The organism is Actinokineospora diospyrosa (assembly GCF_024171925.1).
In the GTDB taxonomy this organism is placed as follows: Bacteria; Actinomycetota; Actinomycetes; order Mycobacteriales; family Pseudonocardiaceae; genus Actinokineospora; species Actinokineospora diospyrosa.
In genome coordinates, this window is the sequence record NZ_JAMTCO010000017.1 from 181000 (window position 1) to 194408 (window position 13409).

The following is a 13409-nucleotide window of genomic DNA, read 5'->3' on the forward strand; positions in this document are numbered from 1 at the left end:
GGTGGCGGCCCGCTCAGCTCGCGATCTCCCCCAGCGCGGCCACCGCCGCGCGCAACTGGTCGTCGCGCAGGTAGGGCGCGGGCCCGAACCGCAGGTGCTCACCGCGGCTGTCGGTGAGGACGCCGCGCTCGGCCAGCACCCGTTGGAACTCCTGCGCGCGCGGTGCCCGCAGCGACAGGAACCCGGCGAACGCGCTGCGCGGGGTGTCGCGGTCGCGGGTGACGACCTCGTCGGGCAGCCCCAACTCGTCGAACGCCGAGGCCAGCAGGCCGTTCTGGTGCAGGGAGATCTCGCGCAACCGGGCGGCGGTCAGGCCCTGCTCGGCGAAGAAGTCGAGCACCCGCGCCGCGCGGTAGTGGCTGGTCGGGTCGTACGTGGCCCCGGCGAAGCGGGTCGCTCCCGGCCCGTAGGCGACGAGGGTGGGGTCCCGTTCGTCGGCCAGCGCGGCGAACTCGGCGTACCAACCGGTGATCACCGGGCGGGTGTGCTGGGCGTGCCCCGGCAGCCGCAGGAAGCAGTTGCCCTCGCCCAGTTGCAGGTATTTGTAGCCGCCGCCGACGATCCAGGCGTCGGCGAGGCCGTCGAGGTCGAACGGGACGACGCCCAGCGCGTGGTAGGCGTCGACGAGCAACTCGACGCCGTGGCGCTCGCACGCGGCGGCGACCGCGGCGAGACCGGGCACGATCCGGGCGGTCTCGAACAGCACCGCGGACACCAGCACGGCGGCGGTCTTGTCGTCCACTTCGGACGCGAGGCGCTCGGCGAGGGTGTCGGCCGGTTCGGCTGGGACCCGCACGATCCGGACGAACTCCTCGGCGAGCCTGCCCAGCTGCCTGCGCAGGGTGTGGAACTCGCCGTCGGTGGTGATCAGCTTGGGGCGGCCGGTGATGTCGATCGCGGACAGGAACCGGACGACGAGCTCGTGGGTGTTGGCGCCGAGCGCGACGTCACCGCCGGGGTCGCCCACCAGCTCACCGTAGGCGGCCCGCAACCGATCCGCTTTGGCGAAGGCGCGGCCCCACTTCTCGTCCACGGCGAGCGCGGCGTCGTCGAAGGCCTCGATCTGGCCCTCCAGCGCCACATCCGGCCACGCCTGGTGCGAGTGCCCGGTCAGCAGCAGCCGGTCGGCGACGCCGAAGCGCCGGTAGTGGGCGGCGAGGTCCGCGGCGCTCACAGTTCGCTCCGCACGGCCCACAGGTCGGGGAACGCGGGGTCGAACAGGGTGCCGCGCAAGTACGCCGCGCCCGCCGACCCGCCGGTGCCCTGCTTGGTGCCGATCGTGCGCTCGACCATCTTCACGTGCCGGTACCTCCACTCCTGTAGACCCTCATCGAGGTCGACCAAGTACTCCGCGACGGTGGACGGTCCCGAGTCGTCGCCGTAGACGGCGAGCAGGACCTTCTGCAGCTCGGCGGAAGGCGCCGCCGCCGTGCTCACGTCGCGGTCGAGCAGGTCCGCCGGGACCTGGTAGCCGTGCAGGGCGAGGTAGCCCAGGAACGAGTCGAACAGCGACGGCCGCGCCATCGCGTCGGCGATGCGGGCGCGCTCGTCGCCGCCCTCCGGGTAGTGCGCGAACGCGCGCCGGTCCCGGCGACCCAGCACCGCCTCCAGCTCGCGGAACTGGGCGGACTGGAAGCCGCTGGAGGCGTCGAGGCGGGCGCGGAAGCTGGTGAACTGGCGCGGGGTCATCGTCTCCAGCACGTCGATCTGGGCGACGATCACCTTGAGGATGGTCAGCACCCGGCGCAGCACCCGGGTGGCGTGCGCGGTGTCGCCCTTGGCCAGCACCGCCTGCAGCCGGGCGAGCTCGTGCAGGACCTGCTTGAACCACAGCTCGTAGACTTGGTGGATGACGATGAACAGCAGCTCGTCGTGCTCGTCGGAGCGCGGGCGCTGCGCGGCGAGGACCTCGTCGAGGGCCAGGTAGGACGTGTAGGTGAGCGCGGCTTTCGTGTCGGCCGGGCTCGGGTCTGCCGGGTTGGGTTCCGCGCTGGGAGGGCCCTGCTCTGGTGCGGTCACGGCGTCATCGCTCCGTCGAAGTGGCGCTGGGCCTGCTCGGCCAGCGCGGGGTAGGTGTCGTGGAAGAGGTCGACCGCGGCGGCCCGGTGCGGCGGGGGCGGCACGACGTCCTCGGGGAGTTCCGGGTCGAGCAGCGCGAACTGGCGGTAGGTGTGGGTCAGCCGCACGCGTAAGCCGAACGCGGTGGCCGGATCGGGCTCCGGGTCGCGGTTGGTGAACTCGGTGACGAAGTCGCGGTAGCGCCGCTCCAACCCCGGCAGGTCCCACACGCGGGCGGTGAAGGCGGCGAAGTCGGGCACGGCGGCGGGCGCGCCGACCAGGACGCCCGCGTGCGCGGCGACGCCCAGTTCGGCCAGCAGGGTGGCGACCTCGTCGGCCCGGTCGTAGGGGGCCAGCCAGGTGCCGTCCTGGACCGAGCCGAAGCCGAGGAACCGCAGCCTGCGCACCAGCCGGGCCCGGGCGACCCGCTGCTCCTCGGGGATGGCGTGCCAGAGCACGGTCCACTGCCCGGCGGCGCCCGCGCGGGTGCCCAGGGTGAAGATGCGCCGGTCGCCCTCGGCGAGCACGGCGGCGGCGCGGGGGGTGATCCGGTAGTGCACCATCCGGCCGTCGCGGACCCGTTCCAGCAGGTCGCGCTGCACGAGCCGGGTCAGCGCGACCCGGGCCGCGCCGGGTGAGGAGCCGAACTCGGCCAGCAGCGCCACCAGGCCACCGGACCACACCGTGGTGCGCTCGCGGGGGCGCAGGTGGGCGCCGAGGATGGTCAGCACGAGGTCCTGCGGGGCTGCGTCGAACACAGCACGAGCTTAGTTGACACCTCAGCGGGGTCAACCGTAACGTTTTGCCCAGTGACCCCGGGCACAAGGGTGTGACGCTGGTGCAGGTCGGTATCGGACTCCCCAACACGGTTCCCGCTCGTGGGCGCGGCGCGCTGCTCGAGTGGGCGCGGCGCGCCGAGGCGGCGGGCTTCAGCACGCTCGCCGTGCTCGACCGGCTGCGCTACGACAGCGTGGACCCGTTCATCACGCTGGCGGCCGCCGCCGCGGTGACCGAGCGGATCGGGCTGGCCACGATGATCGCGATCGGCCCGCTGCGCTCCCCCGGCGTGCTGGCCAAGCAGGCCCAGTCGCTGCACGAGGTCTCCGGCGGGCGGTTCACCCTCGGCCTGGGCATCGGCGCCCGGCACGACGACTACGCCGCCGCGGGGGTCGACCCGAGCACCCGGGGCGCGGCGCTGTCCACCCAGCTCGCCCACCTGCGCGGCGGCGGGTTGTCCTCTGTGGACATCCTGGTCGGCGGGAGTTCCGGCACGGCGCTGGCCCGGATGGCCCGCTACGCCAACGGGTACGCCCACGGCGGCGGTCCGCCCCGCGCGTTCGCCTCCGCCGCGACGCAAGCCCGTGCCGCGTGGTACGACCACGGCAGGCCAGGCTCCCCGGTGTTGTGGGGGCAGGGTTATCTGGCGCTGAGCGAGCCGGAGCGCGGGCAGGACTACCTGCGCGACTACTACGCCTTCACCGGCCCGTTCGCCGACAAGATCGCGGCCGGTGCGTTGACCAGCGCGCGGGCCATCAAGGACTACGTGCGCGGCTACGCCGAGGCGGGCTGCGACGAGCTGATCCTGTTCCCCACCACGCTCGACCTGGCCGACCTCGACCGCCTTGCCGAGGCGCTCTGATGGACGTCTCGATCCTCGGCGCGGGCCCGGCGGGGCTGTACCTGGCGATCCTGCTGCGCAAGGCAGGGCATACCGTCGCGGTGCACGAGCGCAACGCCCCGGACGCCACGTTCGGGTGGGGGGTGGTGTTCTCCGAGGAGACGCTGGGGGCGTTGCACGACGCGGACCCGCCGACGCACTTGGAGATCACCGACTCGTTCGCCCGCTGGTCGCGCATCGACATCCGCTACCGCGGCGAGGTCGTCCGCTCCAGCGGCCACTCGTTCACCGCGATCGCCCGCAGGCACCTGCTCGCGATCCTGCGGGCCAGGGCGACCGAACTGGGCGCCGACCTGCGGTTCGGCAGTGAGCTCGAGGAGCCGCCGCAGGCCGACCTGCGGGTCGCGGCCGACGGCGCGAACAGCAAGACCCGGCAGCGGCACTTCCGGGCGCGGGTGTCGCCGCAGGGCTGCAAGTACGTCTGGTTCGGCACCGACCTGGTGCTCGACGCGTTCACCTTCGCCTTCCGCGAGACCGAGTACGGCCTGTTCCAAGCGCACGCGTACCCGTTCGACGAGCGGACCAGCACCTGGATCGTGGAGTGCGCGCAAGGGGTGTGGGAGCGCGCCGGACTCGACACGGCGACCGAAGAGGAGAGCATCGCGTTCTGCGAGCGGCTGTTCGCCGAGGACCTCGGCGGCGCGCGGCTGCGGTCCAACCGGTCGCTGTGGCTGGACTTCCCGCTGGTGCGCACCCCGAGTTGGCACAAGAGAAACCTGGTGCTGCTGGGCGACGCAGCGCACACCGCGCACTTCTCCATCGGCTCGGGCACCAAGCTGGCGATGGAGGACTCGATCGCGCTGGCCGCCTCGCTGGCGACCGAGCCGACGCTGGACGCGGCGCTGACCGACTACGAACTGCGGCGGCAGCCGGTGGTGGAGCGGTTCCAGCAGGCGGCGGCGGAGAGCGCGGGCTACTTCAGCCGGACCGCGCACTACACCTCGTACGAGCCGATCCAGTTCGCGGTCAACCTCCTCACCCGCAGCGGCCGGGTCACGCACGCGAACCTGGCGCAGCGCGACCCGCGGCTGATCCGCCGGATCGACTCGTGGTTCGCGGGCCGCGCGATCGCCGCGCCGCCGGTGTTCGCGCCGTTCGGCGAGCTGCCGAACCGGTTGGTCGCCGAGGTGTCCACACCGGACGAGGTGGCGGCTCGGGTGGCGGACGGGTACGGGCTGGTGCTGGCCGGTCCGGTCGAGGTCGACTCGGCCTCGCCCGCGGACTGGCGGGGCGCCGTCGCGCTCAAGGCGGACACCCGCCTCGGCCTGCGGCTCACGCACCGGGGTGCCCGGGCCGGGGCGCCGTGCGTGGCGGCCTCACCGATCCCCTACGGGCCGTTCGCGCCGGTCCCTACCGAGGTGAGCGACCTCGACGCGGTGCTGCGGGCCTTCGCCGAGCACGCCGCCGACGCGGCCGAGGCCGGGTTCGACCTGTTGGAGCTGGACATGGCCGACGGGCACCTGCTCGCCGGGTTCCGCTCCCCGCTGACCAACCAGCGCACCGACGAGTGGGGCGACCGGCACAAGTTCCCGCTCGCCGTGCTCGACGCCGTGCGCGCCGCGTTCCCCCGCACGCTGGCGGTGCGGCTGGCGGTCACGGACTGGGCGCCGGGCGGGACGAGCGTCGCCGACGGCATCGCCTTCGCCAAGGAGCTGCGGGCGCACGGGACGGACCTCGTGCACGTGCGCGCGGGGCACACGCTGCCGGACTTCCGACCCGACTACCAGCGCGGCTACCTGACCACGCTGTCGGACCGGGTGCGCAACGAGGCCGGGATCCCGACGCTGGTCGGCGGCTACCTGACCACGCTCGACGAGGTCAACACCGTCGTCGCGGCGGGCAGGGCGGACCTGTGCGTGCTGGCGGAGGCGCCATGAGCCACCGGTTCGCCGACCTGACCTCACCGGGGGCCGCGGCACTGCGGGAGCGGACGCCGGTGCTGCTGCTGCCGGTGGGCGCCGTGGAGCCGCACGGGCCGCACGCGCCACTGGACACCGACCCGATCATCTCCGCGGGGATGTGCCTGCGGGCGGCGGACCGGCTGGCCGACGACCCGGTGATCACCGTCAAGATCCTGCCCGCGCTGTCCTACGGGGTGACCGAGTTCGGGGCGGGGTTCGCCGGGGCGGTCGGGATCAGCGCCGCGACGCTGGGCTCCCTGGTCGTCGAGATCTGCTCTTCCCTTGCCGCGCAGGGGTTCCCCCGGGTGGTCGTGGTGAACAACCACTTCGAGCCCGCCCACGTCAGCGCCCTGCGGGCGGCGGTCAAGACGTTGGCGGACAACGGGATCCGGACCGGGTACCTCGACCTCCTGCGGCGCGCGGCGGTCGCCCGGCTGACCGAGGAGTTCCAGTCCGGCTCCTGCCACGCGGGCCGCTACGAGACCTCGCTCGTCCTCGCCGACCACCCCGAACTGGTCGACACCGGGGCCATGGCCCGGTTGCCCGCGGTGCGGGTCGATCTGCCCGCGGCGATGAGCGCGGGCAAGCACGGGTTCACCGCGATGGGCATGCTCGACGCCTATTGCGGCGCGCCAGCCGAGGCCACCGCCGAGGAGGGGCGGCAGACCTTCGAGAGCCTGACCGACATGCTGGTCGAGGCCATCCACGACCAGGTGCGTTGAGAGGAGTCCGGTGCCCCACCAGCTCAACCTCGCGAGCCACTTCCTCGACCGCAACACCGACCTCGGCCGGTCGGACCGCCCAGCCCTGCTCGGCCCGACCGGCCCGCACACCTACGCCGACCTCGCCGACCTGACCAACCGGGTCGGCAACGTGCTGCTGTCGTTCGGGGTGCGCCCGGGCGACCGCGTGCTCTTAGCCCTGTCCGACGGCGTTGAGTTCGTCGCGACCTGGTTCGGGGCGCAGAAGATCGGTGCGGTGACCGCCGAGGTCTACACGTTCCTCACGGCAAAGGACTACTCCTACTTCTTGGGCTACACCGGGGCGTCGGTGGTGGTCGCGGATTCCCTGACGCTGCAACGGTTACGCGAAGCAGGAACGCAAGGGCGCGACATTCTCGTGGTTGGCGCAGCGGACCTGGAGTTACAGGCGAACGAGCACGACTTCGACGCGCTGGCGGCCGCTTCTCCGTCCACTTTAGACGCTGTGTTGCGCGGGCCGGACGATGTGGTGCTGTGGAAGTTCACCACGGGTAGCACGGGAACGCCGAAGGCCTGTCCGCACACGTTCCACAGCCCGGTCAACAGCCACGAGTGGTACGCGCGAGGAGTGCTGGGGCTGACCGAGGACGACATCGTGTTGCCGGTGCCGAAGCTGTTCTTCGGGTACGCCAGGGATTTGGCCGCGCTATTCCCGTTCGGCGTCGGCGGTGCCGGGGTCGTCTTCCCGGAGCGCAGCACGCCGGAGCGGGTCTTCGCGCTGATCGCCGAGCACCGGCCGACGGTCCTGGTGAACGTGCCGACCATGATGGCCGCGATGGTGGCGCACCCGCGGGCAGCCGAGCAGGACCTGAGCTCCCTGCGGCTGTGCACCTCCGCGGGCGAGGCGCTGCCGCCGGAGCTGCACCGCAAGTGGGACGCCCTGTTCGGCGTAGAGGTCATCGACGGCATCGGGTCGTCGGAGGCGTACCACATCTACATCTCCAACCGCCCCGGCGCCGCCGTCCTGGGCAGCATCGGCACCCTGGTCCCCGGCTACACCGCACGGGTCGTCGACCCCGACGGCGACGCGGTGCCCGACGGCGAGGTGGGCACCCTGCAGATCACCGGCGACACCGCGGCCACGGAGTACGTCGGCGACCCGGAGCGCTCCGCGGTGACCTTCCCCGGCGGCGGGACCGTCCACACCGGAGACCTGGTGGTGCGCGACCCCGACGGCGCCTTCCACTACCGGGGGCGCGCGGACGACCTGCTGAAGGTGAGCGGGATCTGGGTGGCGCCCAGCGAGATCGAGCACTGCCTGATCGGCCACCCGGCCGTGGTGGAGTGCGCCGTGCTCGGCCACCAGCGGGGCGGGCTGACCCGGCCGCACGCGTTCGTGGTCAGCACCGGCGGGGTCACCGAGGACGACCTGCGCCGCTATGTCCGCGAGCGGCTGTCCCCGCACAAGACCCCCGAACGGGTGGTGTTCGTCGCCGAGCTCCCCCGGACCACGAACGGCAAACTGGACCGCAGGGCACTGCGCACGTTGGATGTGTCCACATGAGACGAGTGGTGGTCACCGGCGGCAGCCGCGGCATCGGCGCGGCCGTCGCCGAGCGCTTCCGGGCGGCCGGTGACGAGGTCATCGCCTTGGGCCGAGCGGACTGCGACGTCACCGACGAGGCCGCCGTCGACGCCGTGTTCACCCGGATCGGACCGGTTGACGTGCTGGTGAACAACGCGGGCATCGCCTCGAGCGCCCCGCTCACCAAGACCACCGTGCAGCAGTGGCGCGACCAGCAGGACGTCAACGCCTTCGGTGCCTTCTTGTGCACGCGGGCGGTACTTGCGGGGATGCTGGAGCGCGACAGCGGTCGGATCGTGTTCGTCGCCTCCACCGCGGGCAAGGTCGGGCAGCGCTACACGGCGGCCTACACCGCCGCGAAGCACGCCGCCGTCGGCTTGATGCGCGCGGTGGCCGCGGAGGTGGCGGGCACCGGGGTCACCTCGAACGCGGTGTGCCCGACGTTCACCCGGACGGACATCGTGGCGGAGGCGACCAGGGTGATCTCGAACCGGACGGGGCGGTCACCCGCCGAGGCGGAGGCCGCGCTGGCCGGGGCGTCACCGCTGGGGCGGTTGTTGGAGCCCGCGGAGGTCGCGTTCGCGGTGTCGTTCTTCGCGGCCGCGGGAGCGGGCGCGATCAACGGGCAGTCATTGGTGCTCGACGGAGGAGGAGTTCAGTGAGCGGTGGTCAGCGGTGAGCCCGTTGCGGGCGTCGGCGGGGTTCACCGAGTCGTGGGCGCATTTCGGGTTCGCCGTGGCGGACGGGGTCGCGACGGTGACGCTGGACCGGCCGGAGAAGCTGAACGCGCTCACCTTCGAGGCGTACGCGGACCTGCGCGACCTCATCGCCGAGTTGCCGCACCGGGGCGACGCCAAGGTGCTGGTGCTGCGCGGTAGCGGGCGCGGGTTCTGCTCCGGCGGCGACGTCGAGGAGATCATCGGGGCGCTGCAGGCGATGGACGCCGCGCAGCTGCTGGAGTTCACCCGGATGACGGGGGCGGTGGTGCGGGCGTTGCGGGAATGCCCGATGCCGGTGATCGCCGCTGTCAACGGGATCGCGGCGGGGGCGGGCTCGGTGTTGGCCCTGGCCGCGGACTTCCGGCTGCTGGCACCGGAGGCGTCCTTTGCCTTCCTGTTCACCAAAGTCGGCTTGGCGGGCGCGGACATGGGCTCGGCGTACCTGCTGCCGCGCATCATCGGCCTCGGCCGGGCCACCGAACTGCTCATCCTCGGCGACAAGGTCGACGCCGCCCGCGCCGAACAACTGGGCCTGGGCACCGTCGTCGACGACCTCCCCGCCGCGGCCGCCTCGCTCGCCCAGCGCCTCGCCGAGGGGCCCGCGCTGGCGTACTCGACGACCAAGGTGCTGCTGACCCGGGAGCAGGACGTGGACCTGGCGACGGCCATCGAGTTGGAGGCCGTGAGCCAGGCACTGCTCATGAAGTCCGCCGACCACGCCGAGTTCTACGCCGCGTGGCAAGAGGGCCGCACCCCGAAGTGGACCGGCCGATGACCCCGCACCGCGTCATCACCGCCCCCGACCTGGCACCCCCGGTCGGCTTCGCCCACGCCGTGGTCGCCGCCCCCGGCAGCACCGTGTACCTCGGCGGGCAAACCGCGCAGGACAGCACCGGCGCGATCGTCGGAAGCACCGTGGCCGAGCAATTCGACCAAGCAGCGGGCAACGTCGTCACCGCCCTCGCGGCGTCCGGCGGCACACCGGAACACCTGGTCTCCCTGCTCATCTACGTCACCGACGTCCCCGCCTACAAGGCAGCCCTGCCCGAGCTAGGCCCCTTGTGGCGCAAACACTTCGGCCGCCACTACCCCGCCGTCGCCCTCTTCGGCGTAGTTACCCTGTTCGATGACGACGCCCTCATCGAACTCCTCGGCACGGCGGTCATCCCATGACCCACCTCCGCGCACACTGCGAGAGCCGGACATTCCCCTCGTCCTCGAACGGCGGTCCCCGTGACACATGACGACCTCCGCGTGCGCTGCGAAGAGCTCGCCCAAGGTCCACTCCGGACAGCAGCTGAGGGCGGCACCCCCGGCACCCTGAACCGCCCCCTGCTCAAGGCCCTCGCCGACCACGGCGTCCTCGCCGAGATCTTCGGCGACGGCCCGGCGAAGGCGCTGGTCCTGTGCGTGATCCGCGAGGCCCTGGCCAGGCACTGCACCGAGGCCGAGACCGCGTTCGCCCTGCAGGGCCTCGGGGCGTACCCGATCCTGCTCGCGGGCTCCCCCGAGACGGTCGCCACCTGGATCCCCGGCATCGCGGCGGGTACGGCAGCGGTCGGTTTCGCCCTCACCGAGCCGGAGGCGGGCTCCGACGCCGCGCACCTCACCCTCCAGGCCACCCCCGACGGCGACGACTTCCTGCTCACCGGCGAGAAGACCTACATCTCCAACGCCCCCGACGCCGACGTCTACTCGGTCTTCGCCCGCACCGCCGACACCGGCGCCAAGGGCATCACGGCCTTCGCCGTCCCCCGCGCCACCCCCGGCCTCGACGGGTCGGCGCAGGACCTGCTGGCCCCGCACGCCATCGGCCGCCTGCGCTTCACCCAGGTCCGCGTCCCGCGCGCCAACGTCCTCGGCGAGGTCAACGGCGGCTGGTCGGTCGCCATGCGCACCCTGGACATGTTCCGCCCCAGCGTCGGCGCCTTCGCCGTGGGCATGGCCCAAGCCGCCCTCGACTCCGCCGTCACCCACGCCGCCACCCGCCAGGCGTTCGGCAAACCCCTGTCGGCCTTCCAGGGCATCTCCCACCAACTAGCCGACGTGGCCACCCGCCTGCACGCCTCCCGCCTCCTGGTCCACCACGCGGCCGCCGCCTACGACACCGCCCCCGGCACCACCGGCCACCTCTCGGCCATGGCCAAGCTGTTCGCCACCGAAACCGCCCAAACCGCCGTCGACCTGGCCATCCAAGTCCACGGCGCCCGAGCCCTAGAACGCGGCCACCTCCTCGAACACCTCTACCGCGAGGTCCGCGCCCCCCGCATCTACGAGGGCGCCTCCGAGGTCCAACGCGAGATCATCGCCCGCCAACTCTTCCGCCCCCAGCACTGACCTCAAGGACCCCCGCACATCAGGCCGACCGCAGCGGTGAAGTGCGGTCAGACCGGCTGCGCGGCAGGGATTGTGATGATCATGACCGGTGCCGCTGTCGGGGGGCACCGGCATGATCAGCGGCATGACCGACGACGCGTTCTGGCAGCTGATCAGCAGGACGACCGAGCAGGCCGGGGATCGCGACGAGCAGAGCGAGTGGCTCGCCGAGGAGTTGACGCGGTTGCCGGTGGCGGAGGTGGTGGACTTCGCGCGGCGGTTGGCCGAGGTCCGGCGGCGGGCGGACACCTGGACGATGTGGGCGGCGGCGCACCTGATCGAGGAGGGGTGCTCCGGTGACGGGTTCTGCTACTTCCAGTTGTGGCTGCTGACGCTCGGTCGCGAGGTCTTCGACCGGGCCGTCGCCGATCCGGACAGCCTGGCGGAGGTGCCCGGGGTGCGGGGGTTGGCGGCGAGACCGATGCGGGAGTGGTCCGACCAGGACTGGCCGGAGTGGGAGAGCCTGGACTTCGCCGCGCACGAGGCGCACCAAGAAGTCACCGGCCGCGAGCTCGCGGTCCCCGTGGCGCGGGAGGGTCGAGCGGCCGACGCCGAGTGGGACATCGAGGACGAGGAGCAGGTGCGGGCCAGGCTGCCGCGGCTGTGGGCGCTGTTCTCGGCGCGTGACGCGCGCGCCTGAGGGAACGAAACGGGCGCCGCGCTTGTTACCGTGGTGTGGTGAACGTCGAGGTGACTCCGCTGCCGGGTATCGGGACCCGCCATGACTTCGTGTCCAGGACCGGCCGCCGGATCGGGGTGATCACGCACCGGGACGGGCACTTCGACCTGGTGGTGTCCCGCCACGACGACCCGGACTCCTGCGTCGCGTCGATCCCGCTGACCGTGGAGGAGTCCGCCGCGCTGGCGAACCTGCTCGGCGCGCCGAACCTGGTCGCCCAGCTGCGCGACCAGGCGCCCGGGGTGAGCACCCGGCAGCTGCCCATCGCGCCCAACTCGCCCTACGACGGGCGGACGCTGGGCGACACGGCGCTGCGCACGCGCACCGCGGTCTCGGTGGTCGCGGTGGTCCGCGCGGGCACCGTGCACCCGTCGCCGCAGCCGGACTTCGCGCTGGGCGGGGGCGACCTGTTAGTCACCGTCGGCACCGCCGACGGCCTGGCCAAGGCCGCCGAAGTCCTCGAACGCGGCTGACGGGGTCAGGCACTTGCACGATTCCTCCATCTCGTTGATCGAGCTGGGTGCGGTCTTCTTCGGGCTGGGTGTGCTCGGGAGGCTGGCCTGGCGCATCGGCGTGTCCCCGATCCCGCTGTACCTGATCGGCGGGCTCGCCTTCGGCGCGGGCGGCCTGGTGCCTTTAGAAGGCATCGAGGGCTTCACCACGATCGCCAGCGAGATCGGCGTCGTCCTGCTCCTGCTGCTGCTCGGCCTGGAGTACTCGGCGGCCGAGCTGGTCACCGGGCTGAAGCGGTCCTGGCTGGCAGGCGTGGTCGACATCGTGCTGAACGCCCTGCCCGGTGCCGTGGTGGCGCTGTGGCTGGGCTGGGGGCCGGTTGGCGCGCTGGCGATGGCGGGCGTCACCTACATCTCGTCCTCGGGCATCGTGGCGAAGGTCCTCGGCGACCTGGGCAGGTTGGGCAACCGGGAAACGCCGGTGGTCCTGTCGATCCTGGTGTTCGAGGACCTGGCGATGGCGGTGTACCTGCCCATCCTCACCGCGCTGCTGGCCGGGGCGACGCTGCTCGGTGGGCTCACCGCCGTCGGCGTGGCGCTGGTGGCCGTGACCGTGGTCCTCGTGGTGGCGCTGCGGTTCGGCCGGTACGTCTCGGTGCTGGTCGACAGCCCGGAGCCCGAGGTGTTCCTCCTGCGCGTGCTCGGCGCGGCCCTGCTGGTGGCCGGGTTGGCCTCGCAGCTGCAGGTGTCGGCGGCGGTCGGCGCGTTCCTGCTGGGCATCGCGATCTCCGGGTCGACCGCGGAGAACGCCACCAAGCTGCTGGAACCGCTGCGGGACCTGTTCGCGGCCATGTTCTTCGTGGTGTTCGGGCTCAACACCGACCCGAGCAGCATCCCGCCGGTGCTGGGCTTCGCCATCGCGCTGGCGGTGGTCACCACGGCGACCAAGATCGGCACCGGGTGGTTCGCCGCGAGCAGGCAGGGCATCTCGACGCTGGGCAAGGCGAGAGCGGGCGCCGCCCTGGTCGCCCGCGGCGAGTTCTCCATCGTCATCGCGGGCTTGGCGGTCAGCGCGGGCGCCGTCGACAAGCAACTGGCCGCCCTCGCCACCGCCTACGTGCTGCTCATGGCAATCCTCGGCCCCGTGGCCGCGCGCGTGGTCGAACCCGTCACCCGGGTGTTCATGGGCAAGCCCAAGCCCGCCGCCGCCTGACCCACCTCGGCTGACAACTGCCCATGGCTGAACCGGTCATCCAGCCC

General features: G+C 72.4%; 14 protein-coding genes. 11 read left to right on the top strand and 3 right to left on the bottom strand.

Going from position 1 to position 13409, the window contains the following annotated elements; genetic code table 11:
• Window positions 1-13: 13 nt before the first annotated feature.
• The 3 genes from LV75_RS30435 to LV75_RS30445 are packed head-to-tail and all read right to left on the bottom strand — an operon-like array spanning window position 14 to window position 2816.
• On the bottom strand, window positions 14-1174 hold the full coding sequence (locus tag LV75_RS30435) for an aminotransferase class V-fold PLP-dependent enzyme (RefSeq protein ID WP_253890803.1): 1161 nt from the start codon (window positions 1172-1174) through the stop codon (window positions 14-16).
• Window positions 1171-2019: a tryptophan 2,3-dioxygenase gene (locus tag LV75_RS30440; RefSeq protein ID WP_308211070.1), complete on the bottom strand. Its 849-nt coding sequence runs from the start codon at window positions 2017-2019 to the stop codon at window positions 1171-1173. The genes LV75_RS30435 and LV75_RS30440 overlap by 4 nt, the downstream gene beginning before the upstream one ends.
• Window positions 2016-2816: a PaaX family transcriptional regulator gene (locus LV75_RS30445; RefSeq protein WP_253890804.1), complete on the bottom strand. Its 801-nt coding sequence runs from the start codon at window positions 2814-2816 to the stop codon at window positions 2016-2018. The genes LV75_RS30440 and LV75_RS30445 overlap by 4 nt, the downstream gene beginning before the upstream one ends.
• A gap of 80 nt (window positions 2817-2896) precedes the next feature.
• Here LV75_RS30445 and LV75_RS30450 point away from each other — a divergent pair, with 80 nt between their 5' ends.
• The 11 genes from LV75_RS30450 (at window position 2897) to LV75_RS30500 (ending at window position 13362) form a co-directional block, all read left to right on the top strand.
• Window positions 2897-3697: an LLM class flavin-dependent oxidoreductase gene (locus tag LV75_RS30450; RefSeq protein ID WP_253890805.1), complete on the top strand. Its 801-nt coding sequence runs from the start codon at window positions 2897-2899 to the stop codon at window positions 3695-3697.
• Complete coding sequence (locus LV75_RS30455; protein ID WP_253890806.1) at window positions 3697-5613, top strand: FAD-dependent monooxygenase; 1917 nt, start codon at window positions 3697-3699, stop codon at window positions 5611-5613. Before LV75_RS30450 ends, LV75_RS30455 begins: the two co-directional genes overlap by 1 nt.
• Complete coding sequence (locus tag LV75_RS30460; protein WP_253890807.1) at window positions 5610-6359, top strand: creatininase family protein; 750 nt, start codon at window positions 5610-5612, stop codon at window positions 6357-6359. The genes LV75_RS30455 and LV75_RS30460 overlap by 4 nt, the downstream gene beginning before the upstream one ends.
• A 10-nt stretch (window positions 6360-6369) precedes the next feature.
• The gene (locus LV75_RS30465; RefSeq protein ID WP_253890808.1) at window positions 6370-7902 is read left to right on the top strand and encodes a benzoate-CoA ligase family protein; all 1533 of its coding nucleotides are present in this window, start codon (window positions 6370-6372) and stop codon (window positions 7900-7902) included.
• Window positions 7899-8585, top strand: coding sequence for an SDR family NAD(P)-dependent oxidoreductase (locus LV75_RS30470; protein WP_253890809.1), 687 nt, complete (start codon window positions 7899-7901; stop codon window positions 8583-8585). The genes LV75_RS30465 and LV75_RS30470 overlap by 4 nt, the downstream gene beginning before the upstream one ends.
• 13 nt (window positions 8586-8598) lie before the next feature.
• Window positions 8599-9417 carry an enoyl-CoA hydratase family protein gene (locus LV75_RS30475; protein ID WP_253890810.1) on the top strand — a complete coding sequence of 273 codons (819 nt, stop codon included), beginning with the start codon at window positions 8599-8601 and terminating at the stop codon, window positions 9415-9417.
• Complete coding sequence (locus LV75_RS30480; RefSeq protein WP_253890811.1) at window positions 9414-9815, top strand: RidA family protein; 402 nt, start codon at window positions 9414-9416, stop codon at window positions 9813-9815. Before LV75_RS30475 ends, LV75_RS30480 begins: the two co-directional genes overlap by 4 nt.
• 60 nt (window positions 9816-9875) lie before the next feature.
• Window positions 9876-10979 (top strand): acyl-CoA dehydrogenase family protein, encoded by a 1104-nt coding sequence (locus LV75_RS30485; protein WP_308211071.1) that lies wholly within the window; start codon window positions 9876-9878, stop codon window positions 10977-10979.
• Between the two features lie 88 nt (window positions 10980-11067).
• Complete coding sequence (locus tag LV75_RS30490) at window positions 11068-11658, top strand: DUF4240 domain-containing protein (RefSeq protein ID WP_253890812.1); 591 nt, start codon at window positions 11068-11070, stop codon at window positions 11656-11658.
• Window positions 11659-11696: 38 nt separating this feature from the next.
• Entirely contained in the window at window positions 11697-12170 is a 474-nt protein-coding gene (locus tag LV75_RS30495) for a cation:proton antiporter regulatory subunit (RefSeq protein ID WP_253890813.1), read from the top strand.
• A 13-nt stretch (window positions 12171-12183) separates the two neighbouring features.
• Entirely contained in the window at window positions 12184-13362 is a 1179-nt protein-coding gene (locus tag LV75_RS30500; protein WP_253890814.1) for a cation:proton antiporter, read from the top strand.
• The last annotated feature ends 47 nt before the right edge of the window (window positions 13363-13409 follow it).

What these genes read in the sequence shown, in the direction of transcription:
- LV75_RS30455 (WP_253890806.1), top strand. Translation starts at nt 3,697, where the DNA reads ATGGACGTCTCGATCCTCGGCGCGGGCCCGGCGGGGCTGTACCTGGCG.
- LV75_RS30460 (WP_253890807.1), top strand. Translation starts at nt 5,610, where the DNA reads ATGAGCCACCGGTTCGCCGACCTGACCTCACCGGGGGCCGCGGCACTG.
- LV75_RS30480 (WP_253890811.1), top strand. Translation starts at nt 9,414, where the DNA reads ATGACCCCGCACCGCGTCATCACCGCCCCCGACCTGGCACCCCCGGTC.
- LV75_RS30470 (WP_253890809.1), top strand. Translation starts at nt 7,899, where the DNA reads ATGAGACGAGTGGTGGTCACCGGCGGCAGCCGCGGCATCGGCGCGGCC.